The 23619-nt window shown below is 58.7% G+C and carries 25 protein-coding genes; 11 read left to right on the forward strand and 14 right to left on the reverse strand.

The genetic code is table 11. The features are described from left to right. The first annotated feature begins 53 nt into the window (after positions 1-53). The gene (locus AC3Y64_RS01320; RefSeq protein ID WP_489986173.1) at positions 54-1367 is read left to right on the forward strand and encodes an ATP-binding protein; all 1314 of its coding nucleotides are present in this window, start codon (positions 54-56) and stop codon (positions 1365-1367) included. Positions 1368-1452: 85 nt separating this feature from the next. Here the strand turns inward: AC3Y64_RS01320 and rimK are convergent, their stop codons facing one another. The 3 genes from rimK to rimA are packed head-to-tail and all read right to left on the reverse strand — an operon-like array spanning position 1453 to position 3630. After that, the gene (gene rimK / locus AC3Y64_RS01325) at positions 1453-2358 is read right to left on the reverse strand and encodes a 30S ribosomal protein S6--L-glutamate ligase (RefSeq protein ID WP_007952690.1); all 906 of its coding nucleotides are present in this window, start codon (positions 2356-2358) and stop codon (positions 1453-1455) included. After that, the gene (gene rimB, locus AC3Y64_RS01330) at positions 2355-2834 is read right to left on the reverse strand and encodes a retropepsin-like aspartic endopeptidase RimB (RefSeq protein ID WP_007917936.1); all 480 of its coding nucleotides are present in this window, start codon (positions 2832-2834) and stop codon (positions 2355-2357) included. The genes rimK and rimB overlap by 4 nt, the downstream gene beginning before the upstream one ends. Before the next feature lie 16 nt (positions 2835-2850). Next, positions 2851-3630: a S6 modification regulatory phosphodiesterase RimA gene (rimA, locus tag AC3Y64_RS01335; RefSeq protein ID WP_489987913.1), complete on the reverse strand. Its 780-nt coding sequence runs from the start codon at positions 3628-3630 to the stop codon at positions 2851-2853. Between the two features lie 115 nt (positions 3631-3745). On the opposite strand from rimA, the gene AC3Y64_RS01340 reads away from it, so the two are divergent. Further along, positions 3746-4153, forward strand: a complete 408-nt coding sequence (locus AC3Y64_RS01340; RefSeq protein ID WP_158955242.1) for an RNA-binding S4 domain-containing protein — start codon at positions 3746-3748, stop codon at positions 4151-4153. 134 nt (positions 4154-4287) lie between these two features. Here the strand turns inward: AC3Y64_RS01340 and AC3Y64_RS01345 are convergent, their stop codons facing one another. Next, the gene (locus AC3Y64_RS01345) at positions 4288-5088 is read right to left on the reverse strand and encodes a phosphatase PAP2 family protein (protein ID WP_489986174.1); all 801 of its coding nucleotides are present in this window, start codon (positions 5086-5088) and stop codon (positions 4288-4290) included. Positions 5089-5194: 106 nt separating this feature from the next. On the opposite strand from AC3Y64_RS01345, the gene hslO reads away from it, so the two are divergent. Next, positions 5195-6097 carry an Hsp33 family molecular chaperone HslO gene (hslO, locus tag AC3Y64_RS01350; protein WP_489986175.1) on the forward strand — a complete coding sequence of 301 codons (903 nt, stop codon included), beginning with the start codon at positions 5195-5197 and terminating at the stop codon, positions 6095-6097. 182 nt (positions 6098-6279) lie between these two features. Beyond that, entirely contained in the window at positions 6280-7821 is a 1542-nt protein-coding gene (locus AC3Y64_RS01355) for a phosphoenolpyruvate carboxykinase (RefSeq protein ID WP_008080486.1), read from the forward strand. An 82-nt stretch (positions 7822-7903) separates the two neighbouring features. Here the strand turns inward: AC3Y64_RS01355 and AC3Y64_RS01360 are convergent, their stop codons facing one another. From AC3Y64_RS01360 to AC3Y64_RS01380, 5 genes are all read right to left on the reverse strand, one after another. Further along, positions 7904-8176, reverse strand: a complete 273-nt coding sequence (locus tag AC3Y64_RS01360) for a type II toxin-antitoxin system RelE/ParE family toxin (protein WP_489986176.1) — start codon at positions 8174-8176, stop codon at positions 7904-7906. Beyond that, positions 8176-8619, reverse strand: a complete 444-nt coding sequence (locus AC3Y64_RS01365; RefSeq protein WP_489986177.1) for a hypothetical protein — start codon at positions 8617-8619, stop codon at positions 8176-8178. The genes AC3Y64_RS01360 and AC3Y64_RS01365 overlap by 1 nt, the downstream gene beginning before the upstream one ends. Positions 8620-8741: 122 nt before the next feature. Further along, the gene (locus AC3Y64_RS01370; protein WP_489986178.1) at positions 8742-9041 is read right to left on the reverse strand and encodes a hypothetical protein; all 300 of its coding nucleotides are present in this window, start codon (positions 9039-9041) and stop codon (positions 8742-8744) included. A 348-nt stretch (positions 9042-9389) separates the two neighbouring features. Further along, positions 9390-10532: a hypothetical protein gene (locus tag AC3Y64_RS01375; RefSeq protein WP_489986179.1), complete on the reverse strand. Its 1143-nt coding sequence runs from the start codon at positions 10530-10532 to the stop codon at positions 9390-9392. 96 nt (positions 10533-10628) lie between these two features. Continuing rightward, positions 10629-10892, reverse strand: a complete 264-nt coding sequence (locus tag AC3Y64_RS01380; RefSeq protein ID WP_489986180.1) for a hypothetical protein — start codon at positions 10890-10892, stop codon at positions 10629-10631. A gap of 299 nt (positions 10893-11191) precedes the next feature. Between AC3Y64_RS01380 and AC3Y64_RS01385 the strand changes: the two genes are divergently transcribed. The 4 genes from AC3Y64_RS01385 to AC3Y64_RS01400 all read left to right on the forward strand — a co-directional run bounded on the left by AC3Y64_RS01385 (position 11192) and on the right by AC3Y64_RS01400 (position 15745). Further along, positions 11192-11695 (forward strand): polysaccharide deacetylase, encoded by a 504-nt coding sequence (locus AC3Y64_RS01385; protein WP_489986181.1) that lies wholly within the window; start codon positions 11192-11194, stop codon positions 11693-11695. A gap of 173 nt (positions 11696-11868) precedes the next feature. After that, positions 11869-13803 (forward strand): RecQ family ATP-dependent DNA helicase, encoded by a 1935-nt coding sequence (locus tag AC3Y64_RS01390; protein WP_489986182.1) that lies wholly within the window; start codon positions 11869-11871, stop codon positions 13801-13803. 140 nt (positions 13804-13943) lie between these two features. Then, positions 13944-15170 carry a 3-hydroxyacyl-CoA dehydrogenase gene (locus AC3Y64_RS01395; RefSeq protein WP_489986183.1) on the forward strand — a complete coding sequence of 409 codons (1227 nt, stop codon included), beginning with the start codon at positions 13944-13946 and terminating at the stop codon, positions 15168-15170. Positions 15171-15313: 143 nt separating this feature from the next. Further along, positions 15314-15745 carry an acyl-CoA thioesterase gene (locus tag AC3Y64_RS01400; protein ID WP_489986184.1) on the forward strand — a complete coding sequence of 144 codons (432 nt, stop codon included), beginning with the start codon at positions 15314-15316 and terminating at the stop codon, positions 15743-15745. 53 nt (positions 15746-15798) lie between these two features. On the opposite strand, the gene AC3Y64_RS01405 is transcribed toward AC3Y64_RS01400, so the two are convergent. From AC3Y64_RS01405 to AC3Y64_RS01420, 4 genes are all read right to left on the reverse strand, one after another. After that, positions 15799-16278: a glycine zipper domain-containing protein gene (locus tag AC3Y64_RS01405; protein ID WP_489986185.1), complete on the reverse strand. Its 480-nt coding sequence runs from the start codon at positions 16276-16278 to the stop codon at positions 15799-15801. A gap of 289 nt (positions 16279-16567) precedes the next feature. After that, positions 16568-18916 carry an FdhF/YdeP family oxidoreductase gene (locus tag AC3Y64_RS01410; protein WP_489986186.1) on the reverse strand — a complete coding sequence of 783 codons (2349 nt, stop codon included), beginning with the start codon at positions 18914-18916 and terminating at the stop codon, positions 16568-16570. Beyond that, positions 18913-19752 carry a formate dehydrogenase accessory sulfurtransferase FdhD gene (gene fdhD / locus AC3Y64_RS01415; protein ID WP_489986187.1) on the reverse strand — a complete coding sequence of 280 codons (840 nt, stop codon included), beginning with the start codon at positions 19750-19752 and terminating at the stop codon, positions 18913-18915. Before fdhD ends, AC3Y64_RS01410 begins: the two co-directional genes overlap by 4 nt. 92 nt (positions 19753-19844) lie before the next feature. Beyond that, a complete protein-coding gene (locus tag AC3Y64_RS01420) occupies positions 19845-20732 on the reverse strand; it encodes a LysR family transcriptional regulator (RefSeq protein ID WP_489986188.1) in 888 nt (295 codons plus the stop codon). Between the two features lie 136 nt (positions 20733-20868). On the opposite strand from AC3Y64_RS01420, the gene lysM reads away from it, so the two are divergent. Beyond that, positions 20869-21309, forward strand: coding sequence for a peptidoglycan-binding protein LysM (lysM, locus tag AC3Y64_RS01425; protein ID WP_489986189.1), 441 nt, complete (start codon positions 20869-20871; stop codon positions 21307-21309). Positions 21310-21410: 101 nt separating this feature from the next. Here lysM and yrfG read toward each other — a convergent pair whose 3' ends face one another. After that, entirely contained in the window at positions 21411-22073 is a 663-nt protein-coding gene (yrfG, locus tag AC3Y64_RS01430; protein ID WP_489986190.1) for a GMP/IMP nucleotidase, read from the reverse strand. A gap of 88 nt (positions 22074-22161) precedes the next feature. Here yrfG and nudE point away from each other — a divergent pair, with 88 nt between their 5' ends. Both nudE and cysQ read left to right on the forward strand, forming a co-directional pair. After that, positions 22162-22728, forward strand: a complete 567-nt coding sequence (nudE, locus tag AC3Y64_RS01435; protein ID WP_489986191.1) for an ADP compounds hydrolase NudE — start codon at positions 22162-22164, stop codon at positions 22726-22728. Between the two features lie 11 nt (positions 22729-22739). Continuing rightward, positions 22740-23567 (forward strand): 3'(2'),5'-bisphosphate nucleotidase CysQ, encoded by an 828-nt coding sequence (cysQ, locus tag AC3Y64_RS01440; protein ID WP_489986192.1) that lies wholly within the window; start codon positions 22740-22742, stop codon positions 23565-23567. The last annotated feature ends 52 nt before the right edge of the window (positions 23568-23619 follow it).

The following is a 23619-nucleotide window of genomic DNA, read 5'->3' on the forward strand; positions in this document are numbered from 1 at the left end:
CAATCCGCAATATGCGAGCATTGCTCGCTCCTGCAAGTGTGTAGCGGTTATTCATGAAAACCCCCGTCTGGTTCCCCCAAAGCTTTTTCTCCCGCACCCTCTGGCTGGTGCTCATCGTCGTGCTGTTTTCCAAGGCGCTGACCCTGGTTTATCTGTTGATGAACGAGGACGTGCTGGTGGATCGTCAATACAGCCATGGAGTCGCCCTGACGCTGCGCGCCTATTGGGCTGCCGACGAAGAAAACCGCGCGAAGATCGCTGATGCCGCGACCCTGATCCGGGTGGTCGGTGCCGGCGTGCCAGAAGGCGAGCAGCATTGGCCGTACAGCGAAATCTACCAGCGGCAGATGCAGGCGGAGCTGGGTGCCGACACCGAAGTGCGCTTGCGCATGCACTCGCCGCCGGCGTTGTGGGTGCGCGCGCCAAGCCTCGGTGATGGCTGGCTGAAAGTGCCGTTGTATCCGCACCCGTTGCGTGGCCAGAAAATCTGGAACGTGCTCGGCTGGTTCCTCGCCATCGGGTTGCTCTCGACTGCCTCGGCGTGGATCTTCGTCAGTCAGCTCAATCAGCCTTTGAAGCGTCTGGTCTATGCCGCCCGGCAACTCGGTCAGGGCCGCAGCGTGCGCCTGCCGATCAGCGATACGCCGAGCGAAATGACCGAGGTTTATCGCGCCTTCAACCAGATGGCGGAAGACGTCGAACAGGCCGGACGCGAGCGTGAGTTGATGCTGGCGGGGGTTTCCCATGATTTGCGCACGCCGTTGACCCGTCTGCGGCTGTCGCTGGAGTTGATGGGCGACCGCAATGACCTGACCGACGACATGGTGCGCGACATCGAAGACATGGATGCGATTCTCGACCAGTTCCTCGCGTTCATTCGTGATGGTCGTGACGAGTCCGTGGAAGAGGTCGATCTCAGCGATCTGGTGCGTGAAGTCGCGGCGCCGTACAACCAGAACGAAGAGAAAGTGCGCTTGCGCCTTGAGCCGATCCAGCCGTTTCCGCTGCGTCGGGTATCGATGAAACGCATGCTCAACAACCTGATTGGCAACGCCTTGAACCATGCCGGCGGTCACGTTGAAGTGGCGGCGTATGTGTCCGGTGACGTCAGCGCGCCGTATGTAGTGTTGAGCGTGATGGACCGAGGGGCGGGGATTGATCCTTCGGAGCTTGAGGCGATTTTCAACCCGTTTACCCGAGGCGATCGTGCGCGGGGAGGCAAGGGCACTGGCTTGGGCCTGGCGATTGTGAAGCGGATTGCCTCGATGCATGGCGGCAATGTCGAACTTCGCAATCGCGCCGGGGGTGGACTGGAGGCGCGGGTAAGGTTGCCGCTGGGGTTGATGTTGCCGCGCGATGCGGTATAGAAGCAGCGACGAGTTTCAAGCGGCAAGCTGCAAGCAAAAAGCGTTTTTTACTTGCCGCTTGAAGCTTGCCGCTCGAAGCTGACTTTTAGCCTTTGCCTTTGGTCCGGGTCATATTCGGCCCGCCATTCTTCTCAAGATGCTCGATGATGATCCCCGCCACGTTCTTGCCGGTGGTGGTCTCGATCCCTTCCAGCCCCGGCGACGAGTTCACTTCCATCACCAGCGGTCCGTGATTGGAACGCAGGATATCCACACCCGCCACCGACAAGCCCATGACCTTCGCCGCACGCAATGCAGTCATGCGTTCTTCCGGGGTGATCTTGATCAGGCTCGCGCTGCCGCCACGGTGCAGGTTGGAACGAAACTCGCCCGGTTTGGCCTGACGCTTCATCGCCGCGATGACTTTGTCGCCGACCACGAAGCAACGAATATCCGCGCCGCCCGCTTCCTTGATGTATTCCTGAACCATGATGTTCTGCTTCAGACCCATGAACGCCTCGATCACCGACTCAGCGGCGGTCGCAGTTTCACACAACACCACACCGATGCCCTGGGTGCCTTCCAGCACTTTGATCACCAGCGGTGCGCCATTGACCATGTCGATCAGGTCGGGAATGTCATCCGGCGAGTGCGCGAAACCGGTGACCGGCAGACCGATCCCGCGACGCGACAGCAGTTGCAGCGAGCGCAATTTATCCCGCGAACGGGCAATCGCCACCGACTCGTTGAGCGGGAACACGCCCATCATTTCGAACTGGCGCAACACCGCGCAACCATAAAACGTCACCGACGCGCCGATCCGCGGAATCACCGCATCGAAGCCTTCCAGCGGTTTGCCACGATAGTGGATCTGCGGCTTGTGGCTGGCGATGTTCATGTAGGCGCGCAGGGTGTCGATCACTACCATTTCATGCCCGCGCTCGGTTCCGGCTTCGACCAGACGGCGGGTGGAATACAGACGCGGGTTCCGCGACAGCACAGCGATCTTCATGCAACACCTGTGGAGGAGGTAGATACCGGGAACACCGGCTTGTCTTGTACATATTTGATGCCCGGATTGACCACCAATTGGCCATCGATCAGGGCTTTGGAACCGAGTAGCAAGCGATAGCGCATGGACTTGCGGCAGGCGAGGGTGAACTCGACCGGCCAGACCCGATCACCGAGGGCCAGGGTGGTGCTGATCACGTAGCGCACCTGCGCATGGCCGTTGGAGCTCTTGATGGTTTTGCGGGTTACCAGGGGCGCTTCGCAGCGGCGGTGACGCAACTGCACCACCGTGCCGAGGTGCGCGGTGAACCGCACCCACTTTTCACCGTCACGTTCGAACGGTTCGATGTCAGTGGCATGCAGGCTCGAGGTGCTGGCGCCGGTGTCGATTTTCGCCCGCAGGCCGGCGACTCCCAAATCCGGAAGCGCCACCCACTCGCGCAGACCGACAACGGTCAAATGGTCAAATGTCTTCAATAGGAAAAACCAACGATTAACGCTTCCAGGCCTCAGGTGAAACCTGGGCCAACGCTTTGAATGCAGGTCTGGCGAACCAGTAGCCTTGCATCAGAAATATTCCACAGTCCGCCAGGAAGTCCCGTTCACCGGCGCTCTCGATGCCTTCGGCAATGACTGTAACGTCCAACTCCGCACAGATTGTGACAATCCCCCGGACGATCGCCTGACGAACACGGTCTTGATCGACATCGCGGATCAGCGCCATGTCGAGTTTGATCAGGTCCGGTTGGAAATCAGCCAGCAGATTGAGCCCCGAATAACCGGCACCGAAATCGTCGATGGCGGTCTTGAAGCCGAATTCGCGGTATTCACGCAGAATATTGGTCAAATGGCGATAGTTATCTACGTGCTCGCTTTCCAGCGTTTCGAAAATCAGTCGGTCAATCGGAAAGTTGTGTTTTTTTGCCGCCTCCAGAGTGCTGCGAATGCATAGCTCTGGACGATAGACGGCGTTGGGCATGAAGTTGATCGACAAGTGTGTCTGCATATTTAGATGGGCCGCGCCTTCGATGGCGCGGGTGCGGCAGAGCTGGTCGAAACGGTAGCGATTTTCTTCTGTAACCTGGTCCAACACAGTGAACGCGCCTTCACCGGCCACACCACGAACCAGCGCCTCATGGGCGAAAACCGATTGGTCGCGCAGGTCGACGATGGGTTGATACGCGAAGGCAAAGTCGAAGCCCAGCGGCTCGCTTTGCTGGCAGCCCTGGCAACCGGCCTTGGGCGAGGTTAATGAAGATGGAAATTTTGTCACTCGATCTCTCCGTGCCGATGAACCGGCCAAGATCACAGTCTATCTGGGGGGCGGGTTGTTGCGCCCGACAGAAACGGTAGTACAGTTCCGACTACTGGCTGAGCGAGGAATTCAAATGGCACAAAAAAGCGAAGAAGACGACAAGGTCCGTCTCGACAAATGGCTGTGGGCCGCGCGTTTTTACAAAACCCGCGCGTTGGCCAAAGCGGCGATCGAGAGTGGCAAGGTGCATTGTCGGGGCGAGCGCTGCAAGCCTGGCAAAGAGCCCCGCATTGGCGATGAATTCGACATTCGTACTGGTTTCGAAGTGCGTACGGTGAAGGTTGAAGCGTTGTCGATTGTCCGGCGCGGCGCGCCCGAGGCGCAGACGTTGTACGCCGAGACTGAGGCGAGTGTCGCCAAGCGTGAAGCGGCAGCGGCGATGCGCAAGGCGGGCGCGCTGGGCGTGAGCACCGACGGCAAGCCAAGCAAGAAACAGCGGCGGGATTTGTTCAAGTTTCGCGGCAGCAGCAACGACGAATAACGGCGAAGGTTATGCGCTGTCTGTGCTGGCCTCATCGCCAGCAGGGCTAGCTCCCACAGGAGATCGCATTTCAATGTGGGAGCCAGCCCTGCTGGCGATTCGAGTGCGCAGCACTCGCAGGAAGCGACGCGGTATCAGGCGCTACGCATCACACTCATCCGCGACACCACCGGCAACTTGCCCAGCAACGCGAAGATCGGCGCTGTCACCTTCAACCAGAAATTCGCCGCGTGATAAGCAAACGGCGTGTAATACCCCCAGCCCAACGCCCACACCGCCAGCAGCACACCACCGATGTAATCGTCCTGGCCCCAATGCGCACCGGCCACCAGTCGCGGCAGCATGAACAGAACAGCCAGGCCCCACACCGTCAAAAACTGCCCAACCGTGCGGCTGAACACGCCCATGAACAGCGCCCAGATAAGCAGCACCGAAGCATGGTCCCCCGGAAAGCTCTGGCTCGAGCGATCCTTCAGCTCCCAGGTTTTTTCCAGATTCGGAAAGTAGTCGCTGAGGTGTACCGCGCCTTCCAGCACCATCGACGGACTGCTGTGCTGCCAATCCATGTAGTCGGCGAACTTGGAAAACAGCGCGCGAATCACCACCATCAACAACAGGATCGACAGAAAACCGAAAAAAGCCCGGCGCACGTCAATTGCCTTGAACACCCAGTCGCCCTTGATCAGCAGCGTCAGCAGAATCAAGCCGACGACAATGTCGAACGGACGCAGACTTGCAATTGCCCAGATGTGGAGCCATATGGGGTTGCTGGCCAGTGGTGCATTGAGCGAGCGGAACAGCCACTCGTCGAAAATCACACACAGCGAGTTGCCCGTAGGCCATAACCAGAAAGCCAGTAGCGCTAATGGCACTACGTTGCAGAGAACCAGCCGGCCGAGGTTCCACCTAGATTGGAACAAACCCGGATTGTTCATAAAATGCCTCCCATGGCAGAGCAGTCGGCACCAAAAAAGGGTGCCAAGAAGCGCAAATTTTCACGTCTTGTAACCATTTTGTCACCACATTCAGATACCCAGACCTATGACCGACCTACCGGATACCGATTTCACCCAACGCTTCATCTTCGATGACAGCGACACCCGCGGCGAACTGGTGGCGCTTGAGCGCAGCTATGCCGAAGTCCTCGCCAAGCACCCGTACCCGGAGCCAGTGGCGCAACTGCTGGGCGAATTGATGGCGGCCGCCTCGTTGCTGGTCGGCACCCTGAAGTTCGACGGCTTGCTGATTTTGCAGGCGCGCTCCGAAGGCCCGATTCCGATGCTGATGATCGAGTGCTCCAGCGATCGCGAGATCCGTGGCCTGGCGCGTTATCACGCCGAGCAGATTGCTGCGGACGCAACCCTCGCCGACCTGATGCCAAACGGCGTTCTGGCCCTGACCGTCGACCCGAATGTCGGTCAGCGTTACCAAGGCATCGTCGACCTCGACGGCGAAACCCTGTCCGACTGCTTCACCAACTATTTCGTCATGTCGCAACAGGTGGGCACCCGCTTCAAGCTGTTCGCTGACGGTCGCCGCGCCCGTGGCCTGCTGCTGCAGCAACTGCCCGCCGATCGTCTGAAAGACGAGGAAGATCGCGCCGCCAGCTGGCAGCACATCACCGCGCTGGCCAGCACTCTGAGCGCCGATGAATTGCTCAGCCTGGACAACGAAACCGTGCTGCATCGCCTCTACCACGAAGAGCAGGTGCGTCTGTTCGATGTGCAGAATCTGCGCTTCCGTTGCAGTTGCTCGCGGGAACGCTCGGGCAATGCGCTGGTCAGTCTGGGTCTGGAAGATGCGCAAGCCTTGGTCGCCGAACAGGGTGGCACCGTCGAGATCGATTGCCAGTTCTGTAACGAGCGCTACCTGTTCGATGCAGCCGATATCGCTCAATTATTCGCCGGCGCAGGTGTCGACACGCCATCCGACACCCGGCACTAAAACGGTTCAGCGCAGGTAAATTCACTGCTCAAACGCGCATTTACGCCGTTACGACGGGAGGGCCCTACTCTTTTTGGGCGTTTCTGGCATAATCCGGCCCACTTTTTGTCGCGGTAGTAGTGCACGACTTTCTACTACAAAACGTTTGGAGCACACTCGGCCACTGGCCGACGGGGAATCTCATGACGCAAGCCAATAACGCCGTGTACACCGATCTGAGTGTCGATGATCTGGTAAAAGAAGCCTTGAATCGCGGTGAGGGCGAGCTTGCCGATACCGGCGCTCTGGTTGTTCGCACCGGTCACCGCACCGGTCGTTCGCCAGTCGACCGTTTCATCGTTGAAGAGCCTTCCACTCAGGCCGCTATTGCCTGGGGCCCGATCAACCGCAAGTTCCCGGCCGACAAGTTCGACGCGCTGTGGGCTCGTGTCGAGGCGTTCAACAACGCGCAAGAACACTTCGTTTCCCACGTGCATGTAGGCGCAGCTGAAGATCACTACCTGGCCGTGAAAATGACCACCCAGACTGCCTGGCAGAATCTGTTCGGTCGTTGCCTGTTCATCAACCCGGCCCAGTACAACCCGGCCGGTCGTGAAGAGTGGCAAGTGCTCAACGTGGCCAACTTCGAGTGCGTGCCAGAGCGTGACGGCACCAACTCCGACGGTTGCGTGATCCTCAACTTCGCCCAGAAAAAAGTGCTGATCGCCGGCATGCGTTACGCCGGTGAGATGAAGAAAGCCATGTTCTCCGTGCAGAACTTCCTGCTGCCGGCCGCTGACGTGCTGCCAATGCACTGCGCTGCCAACATCGGCGAAGAAGGCGACGTGACCCTGTTCTTCGGTCTGTCGGGCACCGGTAAAACCACCCTGTCGGCAGACGAAAGCCGTTACCTGATCGGTGACGACGAGCACGGCTGGGGCGAAGGCGTTGTCTTCAACATCGAAGGCGGTTGCTATGCCAAGTGCATCGACCTCTCCGAGAAGAACGAGCCGGTTATCTGGAAAGCCATCAAGCACGGCGCGGTGCTGGAAAACGTTGTCATCGACGACGCCAAGCACGCCGACTATGCCGATGTCAGCCTGACCCAGAACAGCCGCGCGGCTTACCCGCTGGAGCACGTTGCCAAGCGTTCCGAGCAGAACCTGGGCGGCGAGCCAAACGCTGTAATCTTCCTGACCTGCGACCTGACCGGCGTACTGCCGCCAGTGTCGATCCTCAACGAAGAACAAGCGGCCTACCACTTCTTGTCCGGCTACACCGCGCTGGTGGGCTCGACTGAAATGGGTTCGGGCAGCGGCATCAAGTCGACCTTCTCCACCTGCTTCGGCGCACCGTTCTTCCCGCGTCCGGCTGGCGAATACGCAGAGCTGCTGATCAAGCGCATCCGCGGTTTCGGTTCGAAGGTTTACCTGGTCAACACCGGCTGGACCGGCGGCGGCTATGGCGTTGGCAAGCGCTTCAACATCCCGACCACCCGTGCGGTGATCGCAGCGATCCAGAGCGGCGCGCTGATCGGTGCTGCCACCGAACACCTCGACACCATCAACCTCGACGTGCCACTGGCCGTACCGGGCGTTGAAACCAACCTGCTCAACCCACGCAACACCTGGGCTGACAAGGCTGCGTACGACGAGGCTGCGAAAGCACTGGCCGGTCTGTTCATCGAGAACTTCAAGAAGTTCGAAGTGAGCGACGCGATCAAGGCTGCAGGGCCTAAGTTGTAAGATTGGTTTGTTGTGAATGAAAAAGCCGCCCTTTGGGGCGGCTTTTTTGTGGGTGAACTGAATTTCGATGTATTTGCCGCCATCACGGCCATTGCTGCCGAGCATGCATTATTCGAAGCACTTCTACACAATCATCTCTAAGCATGTAGACGATGACGTAGTTGGAAGCGGCGACAATTTCTCGTGTGCCCTCAAGTTTGCCCTTTCTGTATAACGTCGGGCGCTGTCGGGCGACTTCCCCTTTTGATTCGAAAACATCGTCGAGATCCGCAGCCGCTTCAGGGTTGTCTTGACCAATGTGGTTCATGATTCGGTCTCGGTCATCAAGCGCTTCCTGGCGCCAGACTAACTTCATCAGCGCGCTCGTTGACGCAAGGCATCACGCTTGGCGGCGAATATTCGGCGAGCATCTTCATCGCTGACGCTTGGTCTTGGATCGTCAATGCTGATTTGCACCTGCTGCTTGAACCATTCTTCGTATGCAGCAGCGTCATGAGCTTGTTTCAACGCTTCGGATCGATCCGGCCGGGCATAGGTTTTCAGTTGCAGCGGGTCGTAGCTGGAGGCATCCACACTAAAGCGGCTGATACCCAAGCCTTGCAAATAGCTCACCAGTGTTTCAAGCCGTTTGAACAGACGTACCTGACCACTGCGCTGCGCTGCCAGCGAATACTGTCTGCTTCCCTGCTGAATATGAATCGACCAGCCACCCGGTTGAGCGACGATATTTATGCTGCTGACGGACCCATTTTCAATCAAGCGAGCGAGAGTGCTGTGATCGATAGTTTCATTGGTCATGAAGGTGAGCCCTTGACTGAACAGTGGCGCCCATCGTACGCAATCAATAGTAGTTTGCAAATTTCAACTCCTGCTTTGGACGTTGGCTGTCGAGCATTCATGCTCTTTGGTGTGGCAGATTTTTACGCCGGCGCCTTCCAATTGAGCATCCGCTGCTGCGCAACCTGTAGCAGGTCACAGCCATCCTGCGTCAGCAGATAGAGGGCGTGAGTGATGTGGGGGATGTCTTCGACGTCGGCTTGTTTGAAGTTGAGGCAATAGAGGGTGCGAAGCAGGTCGCTTGACGCGCGCAGGCGCTGGACCGCGCATTCGAGGATGTCTTGGGGGTTGGCGCTTGTGTCGATGATCAGGGGTTTGGTGTCGGTGAGGTTGGATTCGAGTGGGCGGTAGCGATCGGTGGTGAATTGATTCCATGTTTTCATTATTTTTTGCCTCGTTTTGCGTCATGAGAATCCGCACCCACCGTGACCAAGCGATAGGTGGCGGACTGCGTTCGGGTTGGTCAACCGATGAGGCATTCACAACCGGCACGCCCGAAGGCGTCCCGAACACAGCCGCCATAAAGCGTGCTGACACAAAAAAGCGCCAGCAGCATACAACGACTGTGAATGCACATCTAATACGGGTGACCAAGCCCGAGCCGCTGATTAGCAGCGGCAGCCACAACTATAGGTTCACACCCTCAAGCGCCGATAGGCGACAAAGCGTCTGCTCCTGTAGGAACCGGACGAAGATTTCGCCGGACGTTCCTACTGCTTGATCAACACTTTTCAACGCAAATGCGCATACGCCGAAATATCCAGCAGGCTCGTCGCCAGCCCTGTCGCCGGCTGATAGATCGTGCCCTTCACCGTCGAGAAGGGCACGCCTTTGCTGCCCAGCGAAACCGAGCGCTCGCCTTTGTCCAGTTCGGTGAAGTAGGTGTAGGACTGGCCATGCATCAGTTGGTAGAGCGCTTCATTGCGAGCGATATTGCCGGTGAGGAGGTTCAGATCGGCGTCGGTCAGGTTCAGGGTTTTGCTCAGTTGAACGCCCCAGCGCTTCAGGCAGGTTTCTGCGAAGTGGCGGACGATGCGCCCAGGTTCGACCAGCCTTTTCAGGTCGTCGGTGTTAAGCGGAACACCACCGCTGGCAGTGGCATTACCCGCCATGGTCGCGTGGCGGCCGGCCATGGGATAGATGGAGGTTTTAGTGCCCGGGGCGGTTTGCGGGATGACGCAGCTGAAGCCTTTGGAGCGCTCGTCGCGAGCGTAAAAGCCCACATATTCTTTGACGTTGGCGCCGAGTTTGACGCGCTCTTCCTGGAAGTTGCCGATACCCGGCACAGGGTCGAGGGCAAATATATTGATCGGAATATGCTTAAGTTGTTGATCTTTTAACAGGGTGTTGGCCAGCATGTGGCAACTAATGCCACCCCGACTCCAGCCTACAAGATTGACTTGGGTTGGAATAACGCCGCCGCTGCGGAAGGTCTTGATTATTTGTTCCTGCAGTTTTTGTTGAGTAACGCTGCGATCGCCGTAGTTATATTTACGCCAGAACCACGAACCTTCGACTTTCACATCTTCGATAGGAATACCGGCGGCCTTCAGGCGGTTGTATTCGGCTTCGGTCAGTTGCTCGCGCTGCCAGTCACATTTGCCCTTGATGACATTGACGGCGTGCTGCACGTTTTCTTCCCAGCCCTTGCCGAACAAGGTGCCGGTAAGGCCGTATTCCGTGCTCTTGGTGAACAGGTCGTCGGCCTGCAGGTTGCCGCTGCCGGGGCCGTCGACGACGATCCATTCGGCAAACTCGCGACCGGCATGATTGCCGGCCAATGTGGAAACCAGCTCACCGTCGTGAAAGTTTTCATGAGCGGTGTCGAACTTGTTGGAACCCGTACCGCAAAAGAAAATAGTTAGAATTGTCATGCTGTTTTGCCCTTGGTTAAATATAAGAGCAAACAACTTAGTGTTGGTTGAGTTGATAAATAAAGAGTTCTGTTGTTTCCTGGTTTGTATAGGCAGCTATTCAGGGTGTTTGTGTTTTGCAACTTCCAACAGGTCGCAACCATCCTGCACTAACAAATAAAGTGCATTGACGATGTTGGGGATGTCTTTCGCATCGGCGTGTTGGAAACACATGCAGTAAAGGGTTTCCAGCAGATCGCTGGCTGCGCGCAATCGTTGGTCGGCGGCATCAAGCAAGTCGCCATGGCTGGATTGAGTGTCAATGAGCAGGACAGGGTTTTCGCTGTAACAGGTTTTGAGCGGGCGATAGCGGGTGATCATGGTGAGGCGTTTCCTTCGAAGGCACTCCGGCGGCGAATACGATTTGTCAGCCACGCCGGCCACTATAGAAGGCTGCAGAATGGCGGAACAAGAGAGCCAAAATGGACGGCGTTCGTAGGGGTTTTTCCGGGGTTCGGGCATTTGCCCTACGCGTTTTCAGGGCTCTTTCAAGGCAAAACCCTTAGATGCGAAATTTCCTACGGCTATATCAGGCGTTTCTCGACAAACCTCTGTATGGTGCGCGCCAGAATCTGTGGGACGTTTCCAAACGTCCGATACGCGCTTAAAGGGAATTAGGTATGCATTGGCTACGAACGGCCTCGATGGTATTGCTGTGGGCCAGCGGTTGCCGGTTTGCGATGGCGACCGAACTCGGCAATACACTGGCGGTGGATCAGTTGGATCGTACCGGGTGGCCGGACGCGCTCAGCACTCAGGAAAATCTCGACACGGCATCGCGCGCCGAAGTGTTGATGTTCGGCAAAGCCCTGCTGGCCAGTGAAGCGCTGGATGAGGCTGATCTGAAACAACGCTTGGGCGTGCCGCATGTGCACCTCAAGTCGATCAGGCAAGTGCGCGAGGGACTCTGGGATCGGTTGCTCAGTACCTATCGCAACGCCAGTCAGGACTGTGACGGGCAACCGTTTTGCCCGCGTGTGCGCAGTGTCACCGATCTGCGTCAGTTGGCGGCGGCGTTCACCGGCGACATCAGCCCTGCCCATGCGCTGTGGGCAAGCAAAAGCCAGGGCGTGCATGAGCAGGTGTTGAACGAGCAACTGCGCGTAGCGGTTCTGCATCCCTGATCTGAAAACTGTGCATTGCTGTGCCGGGCCTCTTCGCAAGGAGGCTCGCCCCTGCCTTCTACCGGGTGGATCCGCTGTATCATTCCGAATCGATTTGGCCCCGACCTTTTCTCGACTCGCTGCGATTGCCCGCTAGGCTGTTGGCATGGCAGCGGTCAAAGGAGTGACAGCGAATGCACAACACCCTGGAACAGGTTTTTGGTTATCCACAGTTTCGTCCCGGACAAGAGGCCGCGATCAGCGCGGTGCTGGCCGGGCGCTCGGCGGCAGCGATTTTTCCCACCGGTTCTGGCAAATCCCTTTGCTATCAATTATCGGCGCTGATGCTGCCGCACCTGACGCTGGTGGTTTCGCCGTTGCTGGCGTTGATGCAGGATCAATTGGCGTTTCTGCAACGCCACGCAATTTCGGCGGGCAGCATTGATTCGGCGCAGAGTCGCGATGATGCCAATGACGTGATGGCCCGCGCCCGGTCGGGCGAACTGAAAATCCTGATGATCTCCGTGGAGCGCTTGAAGAACGAGCGCTTCCGCAACTTTTTGCAGCAAGTGCCGATCTCGTTGCTGGTGGTGGACGAGGCGCACTGCATCTCGGAGTGGGGCCACAATTTCCGCCCTGACTACCTCAAGCTGCCGGACTATCAGCGCCAGTTCAACATCCCGCAGGCCTTGCTGCTGACGGCCACGGCGACGCCGAAAGTCATCGTCGACATGCAGGCCAAATTCGCCATCGCCGCTGACGACGTTGTGACCACCGGCTTTTACCGGCCCAACCTCAATCTGCTGGTGGAACCGGTACGGGGTCCTGACAAACGTCGGCGTCTGGTGGAGTGGATGAGTGAGCGTCCGGGTCAGCCAAGCATTGTCTACGTGACCCTGCAGAAAACCGCTGAACACATCGCCGAACACCTCGAACGCAATGGTATTCAGGCCGAGGCCTACCACGCCGGTTTGCCCCACGATAAGCGCGAGGCAATCCAGAAACGCTTCATGGCCGGGCAGTCCAATTGCATCGTCGCGACCATCGCTTTTGGCATGGGCATCGACAAGAGTGACATCCGCAATGTGGTGCACTTCGACCTGCCCAAATCCATCGAAAACTATAGTCAGGAAATCGGTCGCGCCGGACGTGACGGGCAGCCCTCGGACTGTCTGGTGCTGGCCAATCGCGACAGCCTCAACGTGCTGGAAAACTTCGTCTACGGCGACACGCCGGAACGCGAAGGCATTCGCTATGTGCTCGATGAATTGAAAGCCTCCGTGCCGGAAGGGCAGTGGGAGTTTTTGCTCGGGCCGCTGGCGGATCAAAGCAATATTCGTTCGTTGCCGCTGAAGACATTGCTGGTGCAACTGGAACTGCACGGCTTGATTGCGCCGCGTTATGCGTATTACGCCGAATACCGTTTTAAATATTTGTTGGAGCCCGAGGCAATCCTTCAGCGATTCGAGGGCGAGCGCAGGGATTTCGTCGCGGCGCTCATCCAGACCTCAAGCCGCGCACGCACCTGGGCCACGGTGAATTTCGACGCGATGTACGCGCAGTATTCGGCGGAGCGCAACCGGGTGGTGACGGCACTGGATTACTTTCAGGAGAAGGGCTGGGTCGAGCTTGAAAGCAAGCAGATGACTGAGGTCTACAGCTTGCTGCACAGCGATTTTGACAGTGACGTGTTGAGCGGCGAGTTGCATGGCTACTTCACCCGGCATGAACAGACCGAGGTCGCGCGAATTCACGCGATGCTCGAGGTGTTCGCCACCGAACGGTGCCTGGGTTATCGATTGGCCGAGTATTTCGGCGATCACAATGCGCCCGAGCATTGCGGGCATTGTTCGGTGTGTCACGGGCATGTCGCACTGTTGCCGGCGCCGCCGGAATTGCCGGCGCTTGTGGATAAAAACTTTGCGGCGTTGTGCGGCGATTTTATCCACAGGCATGAGCAGCACACTGGCAGTGTTCCCACCGCAGAGCGACTCACGCGGTTTTTGTGCGGGATCAGCGTGCCGCTTTTTACCAAGCTCAAGGCGCGGGCGATTTCCGGGTATGCGGCGCTGGAGGAATATCCTTACGCCGAAGTGCGCAACTGGGCGGACAACCATTTGCTCGACTGAACACAAAACCCATGTGGAAGGGATTATTACAAGGGTGCATCCATCCGCTGAATGTCGATCATCACGGTAATAAACTTCAAAAACCACGGCGGGCTGACTATGGTTGGGATCTGTCTTCGGATCGCCAACAAGAGAACAACATGAGCCAGACATCCTTCGATATTCAGCAGGCTGCCGTGATCGGTGCGGGCACCATGGGCCGTGGCATTGTCATGTGCCTGGCCAATGCCGGCGTTGCAGTGCAATGGGTGGACAACAATCCACAGATGCTTGAACAGGCACTCGCCACCGTCGCCGACAACTATGCGCACAACGTGCGCCAGGGACGGATTGATCAGGCCGAGGCCGATGCGCGCATTGCCCGAGTCAGTGCGGCGGCGGACTACGCGGCCATTCGCAATGTTGATCTGGTGATCGAGGCGGTGTACGAGAATCTCGAGCTCAAGCAGAAGATTTTCCGTGAGCTGGATGGCCTGCTCAAGCCTGAGGCACTGCTGGCGAGCAACACCTCGGCGCTGGATATCGATGCGATTGCCGCAGCGACAAAGCGTCCGGCTCAGGTGCTCGGCCTGCATTTCTTCAGCCCGGCGCACATCATGAAATTACTGGAAATCGTTCGAGGGGCACAGACTTCTCCGGCTGCGCTGGAAGCGGCGTTGGCACTGGGCAAACGAATGGGCAAGGTCAGCGTTGTATCCGGCAACTGCCACGGTTTTATCGGCAACCGCATGCTGCATCCGTATGTGCTGGAGGCGCGCAAGATGTTGCTTGAGGGCGCTTATCCACAACAGGTCGATGCGGTGTTGCAGGGTTTCGGTTTTGCCATGGGGCCGTTTCGCATGTACGACGTGGTCGGCATCGATCTGGAATGGCGTGCGCGCGAGCTGGCCGGCAAAGGCCAGGAGGCGCCAGAGGTTCAAGTGGATAATCGCTTGTGTGAGCTGGGCCGTTTTGGCCAGAAGTCCGGTAACGGTTACTACCATTACGAGCCCGGCAGTCGTCAGGCCGAGCATGATCCTGAGGTCGATGCGCTGGTGCTGCAGGTCAGCGAGGGCTTGGGCTTCCAGCGTCGTGAAATCGGCCCGGAGGAAATTCTCGAGCGCTGTCTGCTGGCCTTGGTCAACGAGGGCGCGAAAATCCTTCAGGAAGGCATTGCCGAATCGGCCCATGACATCGATCTGGTCTATCTGAATGGCTATGGCTTCCCGGCGGACAAGGGCGGGCCGATGGCGTGGGCGGATCAGCAAGGGCTGGCGGATATCCATCAGCGGCTGTTAGCGCTGGAGACCCGGCAGGGCGATCAGTGGAAACCGGCGCGGTTGATAGGTGAATTGGCGGCGCAGGGGAAGGGGTTCTCAGATCGTTAAGACCTGGCGGCTGTACTGACGTCTTCGCGAGCAGGCTCGCTCCCACATTGGATCTCGCTTTCCTGTGGGAGCAAGCCTGCTCGCGAATGGGGCACCACGGTTTCAATTAGACTCGTAAAAATACTTTCAGGGATTGCTGATCCATGTCCAACCCCATGCCACAACGCACCGACTACCCACACTTCCAGCCCATCACCACGCGCTGGCACGACAACGACGCCTACGGTCACGTCAACAACGTTACCTATTACAGCTTCTTCGACACCGCCGTGAACACATACCTGATTCAGGTCGGTGGTCTGGATATCCATGACGGCGACGTGGTGGGTTTCGTGGTGAGTTCGGCGTGTGATTACTTCGCCTCGGTCGCCTTTCCGGATCTGATCGAGATCGGTCTGTGGGTCGGCAAACTGGGCAACAGTTCGGTGCAATACGAACTGGCGGTGTTCAAGGTTGGCGAAAGCGAGGCCTGCGCAGCGGGGCGCTTCGTGCATGTGTTTGTCGACCGGGCGAGCAATCAGCCGGTGCCGATCCCTGCCGAACTGCGGCAGGCACTGGAATACCTGGTGGTGTAACAGGCAAAAAAAATCGCAGCCCTCGGGCTGCGATTTTTATTCAAGCACTCGCCTTAGTGATGGCGATAGTACTTGTGGTGCTTGCGGTGGCCATAGGCATGACCGCGACCACGGTGATCATCGCGATAGTAGCGACGGTCACGGCCGCGATCGTAATGACGATCGTCGTCATCGCTCTTGTTGCCCATGTAGTTGCCCAGCGCGCCACCGGCGCCGCCACCTGCTGCGGAGCCGATCAGGCTGCCGGTGGTGCCGCCCATGCTGCGGCCAACCACGTTACCGCCGGCGGCACCCAACGCACCGCCGATGGCGGCTTCGCCACGGCTGCGTTTGTCGGCGCCGACCGCACTACCACCCGCGCCGCCCAAGGCTGCGCCGATGGTGGAACCTGTATTGCCGCCTAACGACTGACCGACGACCGAGCCAAGAACCCCGCCTAATGCGCCGCCCACACCTGCTTCGGTGGTGCCGCCTGCAGACGCAAAACCACTGACCAGGCCAAGGGACAACAAGAGAATCTGGGAGAACTTCATAGAGGAGCCTCAAAGGGATGACGGCGCCGATCCTGAGGCTGCGTAAGAAGCGTGACAATCGAAATCCGACGAATAACACGACTTGTATACAATTTCGCAAGTGACTGTTTTGTATGCGGAACTTAACCGATTTTCGCCGGTCTTTAATTACTTCGGACAGGCCGCTTTTGTGAAAAAGCGGCCTTTTTTGTGGGCGTTTGAAATGTAAAAAAAAGAGATCGCAGCCTTCGGCAGCTCCTGCACTGATCCCTGCAGGGGCTGCCGAAGGCTGCGATCTTTTGATCTTGTGTTAAGCCGACTTGGCCATGATCAACCCCGTCTCACTCGCCGCTTCCAACCGAATCGCAATGAACTTCGATGTCGGCGTGTGGCTGCCATCCCCGGTGCTTTCCAATGGCACCAGCGGATTCACTTCCGGGTAGTAAGCCGCTGCCTGCCCCGCCGGAATATCAAACGCCAACAGCGTAAAGCCCTTCACCCGACGCTCGCGACCATCGTCCCACAGCGAAACGATGTCAGCCTTCTGTCCCGGGCGGAAGCCCAGGCGAATGATGTCGGCCTCGTTAACGAACAACACATCACGCTGGCCTTTCACGCCGCGATAACGGTCGTCGAGACCATAAATCGTGGTGTTGTACTGATCGTGGGAGCGCATCGATTGCAGGATCAGATCCGGCAATTGGCCGGTGGCGCGGGTGCGTTCGTGCACCAGATCTTTCGGCAGCAGGTTTGCGCGGAAATTGGCGCGCCCCGACGGCGTGTTCCACTTGCGCGCGCCGGCGCTGTTGCCGAGGTAGAAACCGCCCGGGTGCTTGACCTTCTCAGCGAAGTCCTTGAAGCCCGGGATGGTGTCGGCGATCAGCTCGCGGATGCGCCCGTAATCGGCCACCAGCCAGTTCCAGTCCACCGGTTTGCTGCCCAGAGTGGCGGCAGCGATGCCGGCGATGATCGATGGTTCCGAGCGCATCTGGTTCGACAGCGGCTGCAACTGGCCGTTGGAGGCGTGAACCATGCTGAACGAATCTTCGACGGTGACCGCTTGCGGGCCTTCGGTCTGGATGTCGATGTCGGTACGACCGAGGCACGGCAGGATCAACGCGTCTTTACCGTGGGCCAGGTGGCTACGGTTGAGCTTGGTGCTGATCTGCACGGTGAGGTCGCAATTGCTCAGCGCTTCGAACGTGCGCGGACTGTCCGGCGTCGCTTGCGCAAAATTGCCGCCCAGACCGATGAAGACTTTGGCGCGACCTTCGGCCATCGCGTGGATCGCCTCGACCACGTTGTGACCGTTGTGACGCGGCACCTTGAATTGGAAACGACGCTCCAGCGAATCGAGGAACGCCACCGGCGGACGCTCGTTGATGCCCATCGTGCGGTCGCCCTGCACGTTGCTGTGACCGCGCACCGGGCACAGGCCGGCGCCCGGTTTGCCGATGTTGCCGCGCAGCAGCATCAGGTTGGCGATTTCCTGGATGGTCGGCACCGAATGGCGATGCTGGGTGATGCCCATCGCCCAGCACATGATCACATTCTTGCCTTTGGCGTACATGCGCGCGGCTTGCTCGATCTCGACCAGAGTCAGGCCGGACTGCTCAACGATTTGCTCCCACGATGTGTCATCGACGACACCGAGGTAGTCCAGCACATTGGCGCTGTGGGCATTGAGGAAGTCGTGATCGAACACGGCGGGTTCGCCAGCCTTCTGCGCATCGCGCTCCCATTGCAGCAGGAACTTGGCCATGCCGCGCAGCACCGCCATGTCGCCGCCGAGTGCCGGGCGGAAGTATGCAGTGTTGGTCGGCTTGTCGCCGTTGGTGAGCATTTCGATCGGGTGTTGCGGGTGTTGGAAACGTTCCAGACCGCGCTCTTTCAGTGGGTTGATGCACACCACCTGCGCGCCACGCTTCACCGCTTCACGCAGGGGTTCGAGCATGCGCGGGTGGTTGGTGCCCGGGTTCTGGCCCCAGACGAAAATCGCATCGGCGTGCTCGAAATCGTCGAAGGTCACGGTGCCCTTGCCGACGCCAACGCTTTGCGCCAACGCGACACCGCTGGCCTCGTGGCACATGTTCGAGCAATCAGGGAAGTTGTTGGTGCCGTAGGCGCGCACAAACAGTTGGTACAAATACGCTGCTTCGTTGCTGGCGCGACCCGAGGTGTAGAACTCGGCCAGATCCGGGCTCGGCAGGTTTTGCAGGTGTTTGGCGATCAGCGCGTAAGCGCCGTCCCAGCTGATTGGCTTGTAGCGATCGGTTTCGGCGTCGTAGACCATTGGCTCGGTCAGACGGCCCTGATACTCCAGCCAGTAGTCGCTCTGCTCCAGCAGCGAAGTCACGCTGTGCTTGGCGAAGAACTTGGCATCGACGCGGCGCTTGGTCGCTTCCCAGTTCACCGCTTTCGCGCCGTTTTCGCAGAATTTTACCATGCCGCTTTCCGGCGAATCGCCCCACGCGCAACCCGGGCAGTCGAAGCCGCCGTTCTGGTTGGTCTTGAGCATCATGCGCAGGTTTTTCAGCGCGTTGTCGCTGGTCAACCAGGCCTGAGCCACACTGATCAGGGCACCCCAGCCGCCGGCGGCGCCTTTGTAAGGCTTGTAGCGCGGGACAGGTTTCTGGTCGGCTTGATGATGTTGGCTCACGCTTGATTCTCCATCGCGGGGCTGTACACCCGCGGCGCACTTTTCTGCGGCAGGTGGATGAGATTGAGGTTGTGTCGACGGGCCCATTGCACGGCAAGGCCCGTGGGTGCGGACAGGCTGACCAGGGTCTGGATGCCGGCACGCAAAACTTTCTGGATCAATTCGAGGCTGCAACGGCTGGTGACAATCGCCAGCCCGCCCTCTGTGGATATCTTCTGGCGGATCAGGCCGCCGATCAGTTTGTCGAGGGCGTTGTGTCGGCCGATGTCTTCGCGCCCGAGCAGCAATTCACCACTGGCGTTCATGAACACCGCCGCATGCACCGCGCCGCAATGCTGCCCCAACGGCTGAAACGCACCGATGCGTTGGCGCAAACCGTCGAGCCATTCAATCGGCGGCAACGGCGCGCCGGCCAGAACCTTGAGATCGGGCAGCGCCTGCTCCACGGCTTCAACGCCGCACAGTCCGCAACCGCTGGTGCCCGCCAGTTGCCGGCGCTGTTGCTTGAGGCTCCAGAACGCGCGGTTGGCGATGGTCACTTGCGCGTATTGCGCAGACCCGGCGCCGGTCAATTGCAGGTCGTAAATGTCTGTAGCGTCTTCGATGATGCCGCTGCCGAGGCTGAAGCCGACGATAAAGTCTTCAAGGTCGGTCGGCGTTACCAGCATCACCGCTTGGCTGATGCCGTTGTAGGCGATCGCCAACGCGACTTCTTCGGCCAGCGCGGTGCTGGCCGATTCCTCACGGGGTAAATCGCTGTAACTGTAGGTCTGGCTGGCGGTTGGCGCGGGCGTTTCGAGTGCTGGCGCCGCGCAGGCTGGGCGCTTGGCGTTCATGGCATCACCGACGGTTTGATCAACGTTAAGACTAGGCGCGGCAAGTTGTCGCGTCTAATCGCTAGTGTCGATCTGTCGATAGATGCCGTCGATCAAGTTGCCGGTGGCGATTGTTGGTAAAGGGCGATACAGGCCTCGGCGAGCGCCGAACGCGGGGCGCCGCGGCGCATGATCAGGCCTAGCGGCGCGAGAGTCTTGGCGTCTTCGATCGGTTGCAGGCGCAGGTGATCGGTGAGTTTTTCCAGGCCGGCGTCGAGCGGCATGATCGCGCAGCAAAAACCACCGTGCACGGCTTGTAACAATTGATGGACGGCATCGGTTTGCAGCAACGGTTGCGGCGTCAGGCCACGGCTGTGGAAGTTGTGGTCGATGGACTGGCGAAAGTGCATGCCGCTGGTGAGCATGCCCAGCGGCAGTTCGATCAGCGACTCCCAACTCAACGGCGCCTCGCCGAACGTGAAGGTGCGTTGATCGTAGAGCAGGCCCATGCGGGTTTCATTGAAGGCGAGGGATTCGAAGCGCTCATTGTCCAAACGATCCAGATAGGACACGCCGAGGTCGATGCGGTTGTTCGCCAGGTGTTCGAGGATTTGCTCGGAGCTTAAAGAGCACATCTCGAAACGCAGTTCCGGATGCGCAGCGTGCAGGCGTTGCATCAACGGCAGCGGATCGAAGCTCGATAACGGCACCACGCCGAGCCGCAACGTACCGATCAGGTTGCCGCGACAGGCCGCCGCTTCCGCGTGCAAACCGTCATAGGCCGCCATTACCGAGCGCGCCCACGCCAGCACGCGTTCACCCGGCGCGGTAAAACCTTCGAAGCGCTGGCCGCGGTTGACCAGCGGCAGGTCGAGTTCTTCTTCGAGATTGCGCAAGCGCATCGACAGCGTCGGCTGGGTGATGTGGCAACGCGCGGCGGCCTGGCCGAAGTGGCGGGTTTCGTCGAGGGCGATGAGGAATTTCAGCTGCTTGATGTCCATCTTCGCTCCTGGGCTTGGCGGGGTGAGGGATTCTAACCCGTGTGCACAAGCAGGGTCATTGGTCGGCTTGGGATCGTGTTTGTCCGGGGTGGTCTAGGCTTGGACGACTGACCCTGTATTCAATGGAGAGAAGACGATGAGCCTTTTAAGTTTTGTCAAAGAAGCCGGTGAAAAACTGCTCGACCTGCTGACCCCTGGCAATGCCAATGCCGGTGAGCAGCTAAAGGAACATATCGACAAGGTCGGCTTGGGTAATCCGAATGTGCAAGCAACGGTGGACGGCGACAAAGTCACCGTTACGGGTGAAGTGGCAAGCCAGGAAGAAAAAGAAAAGATTCTGCTGGCTCTGGGCAATATCGCCGGCGTCGGCAGCGTGGATGATCAAATCACCGTTACCGGTCCGGTGGTGACTGCCGCGCAATTTGTTGTGGTCAAGTCAGGTGACACGCTGAGTGCGATTTCTTTGCGCGTTTACGGTGACGCCAACAAGTATCAAAAAATCTTCGAAGCCAACAAACCCATGCTCAAGGATGTGAACAAGATCTATCCGGGGCAGACTTTGCGTATTCCTGAGTAACACGACACCCCTGTAGGCGCTGGCGAAGGCGGCGATCTTTTGTTCTTGGTCGTAAAAATCAAAATCCAAAGATCGCAGCCTGCGGCAGCGCCTACAGCAAATCAGAGTCCGGCAATCAAATCGCGATAATCCTCGACGGCGGCAAACTCAGCCGTGTCCTTTGGGCCCTTGCGGCTGTCCGGCTCTTTTACCGCCAGCAAATGCGCCACGCCAAAATCTCGCGCACTGCGCAGAATCGGCAAGGTGTCATCGATAAACAGGCTGCGCGCCGGATCAAAATCGATGTCCGCCTGCAGCGCATCCCAGAATTGCGGGTTCTCCTTGGGGAAACCGTAATCGTGCGAGCTGATCAGCCGTTCGAAATAAGGCGCCAGTTCGATCCGCTCCAGCTTCAACGACAGTGAGTCACGATGGGCATTGGTGATCATGATCACCCGTTTGCCCGCCCGTTTGATCGCCTCCAGAAACGTATCGGCATCCGGTCGCAGGGCAATCAGATGGGCGGTCTCCTGTTTCAGCTCGCGCACCGACAGCTTCAGTTCGGCACTCCAGAAATCCAGGCAATACCATTGCAACTGGCCGGCGTGGCGTTTGAACAGTGGCTGCAATTCCATCTCGGCCATGGCCCGGCTCACCCCGTGTAACTCGGCGTAGCGCTGAGGCAGGTGTTCCAGCCAGAAGTGGTTGTCGAAGTGCAGATCCAGCAGCGTGCCGTCCATGTCGAGCAGAACGGTATCGATGTCGGACCACGGTAATGAAGGCATGGCAACGTCTCGAACGGTAGAAAGATATCCGACATAAACAATCGGGAAAGCCGCGTTATAGTAGCGCGTTCACGCCAAGGAGCTTTGCATGCGCCAGAAACCCACCGTACTTGCCCGCGAGATCGTCGCCACCAGTCGCCTGTTCTGCGTCGAAGAACTCAAACTGCGTTTCTCCAATGGCGTGGAGCGCACGTACGAACGTTTGGTCGGCAAGGGTGCCGGGTATGGCGCGGTGATGATTGTGGCGATGCTCGATGCCGAACACGCAGTGTTGGTCGAAGAGTATTGCGGCGGTACTGACCAATACGAACTGTCTCTGCCCAAAGGCTTGATCGAGCCGGGCGAGGATGTGTTGGCGGCGGCCGAGCGTGAGCTCAAGGAAGAAGCCGGTTTCGGTGCACGACAATTGGAGCATCTGACCGAGCTGTCGCTGTCGCCCGGTTACATGAGCCAGAAGATCCAGGTGGTGCTGGCTACCGATTTGTACGAAGAGCGGCTGGAGGGCGACGAGCCTGAGCCGATGCGGGTCGACAAGGTCAACCTGCGTGATTTGTCATTGCTGGCGCAGAATCCGCAATTCTCCGAGGGGCGGGCGCTGGCGGCGTTGTACCTGACCCGTGACCTGCTGACGCAACGGGGTTTCTTTCAGTCATGAGTGAGATGTCGATGAATTTCCCCCATCCGTTGATGGCACCCGTGGTCGAGTTGGCCTTGCAGGCGGGCGAAGCGATTCTGCCGTTCTGGCGTGCGGGCGTTGAAGTCACGGCCAAGTCCGATGACTCACCGGTGACGGCGGCGGATCTGGCCGCGCATCATCTGATCGTCGCCGGGCTGACGGCGCTGGACCCGAGCATTCCTGTGCTGTCCGAAGAGGACGCCAATATTGCGCAAAGCGTCCGCGCCGGTTGGCAGCGCTGGTGGCTGGTGGACCCGCTGGACGGCACCAAGGAGTTCATCAGCGGCAGTGAAGAATTTACGGTGAATATTGCTCTGATCGACAACGGTCGGGTGGTGTTCGGTGTGGTGTCGATGCCGACCAACGGTCGTTATTACGTCGGCGGTGCCGGGCTCGGTGCCTGGCGTTGCGACCAGGGCGGCACGCCGGTTTCGATTCAGGTGCGTGATGTGCCGGGGCCGGGCGAAGCGTTCACTGTCGTCGCCAGCCGTCGCCACTCCAGTCCTGAACAGGAGCGTTTGCTGGCCGGGTTGAGTGCGAGTCTGGGCGAGCTGCAATTGGCGAATATCGGCAGCTCGCTGAAGTTTTGTCTGTTGGCCGAGGGTGCGGCGGATTGCTATCCGCGTCTGGCCCCGACTTCGCAGTGGGACACGGCGGCGGCGCAGGGTGTGCTGGAAGGGGCGGGCGGTGAGGTGCTGGATCTGCGCGGTGAAGCGTTCAGCTATCCGGCGCGGGAATCGCTGCTCAATGAGTTCTTTTTGGCGTTGCCGGCGAAAGCGGCTTGGCGCGCAAGATTGCTCGAATTGGCTCGCTCTTGAGATCAAAAGATCGCAGCCTTCGGCAGCTCCTGCAGGGAATGTATTTCACTGT

It is taken from the genome of Pseudomonas sp. 4CAES_32.4, assembly GCF_058136335.1.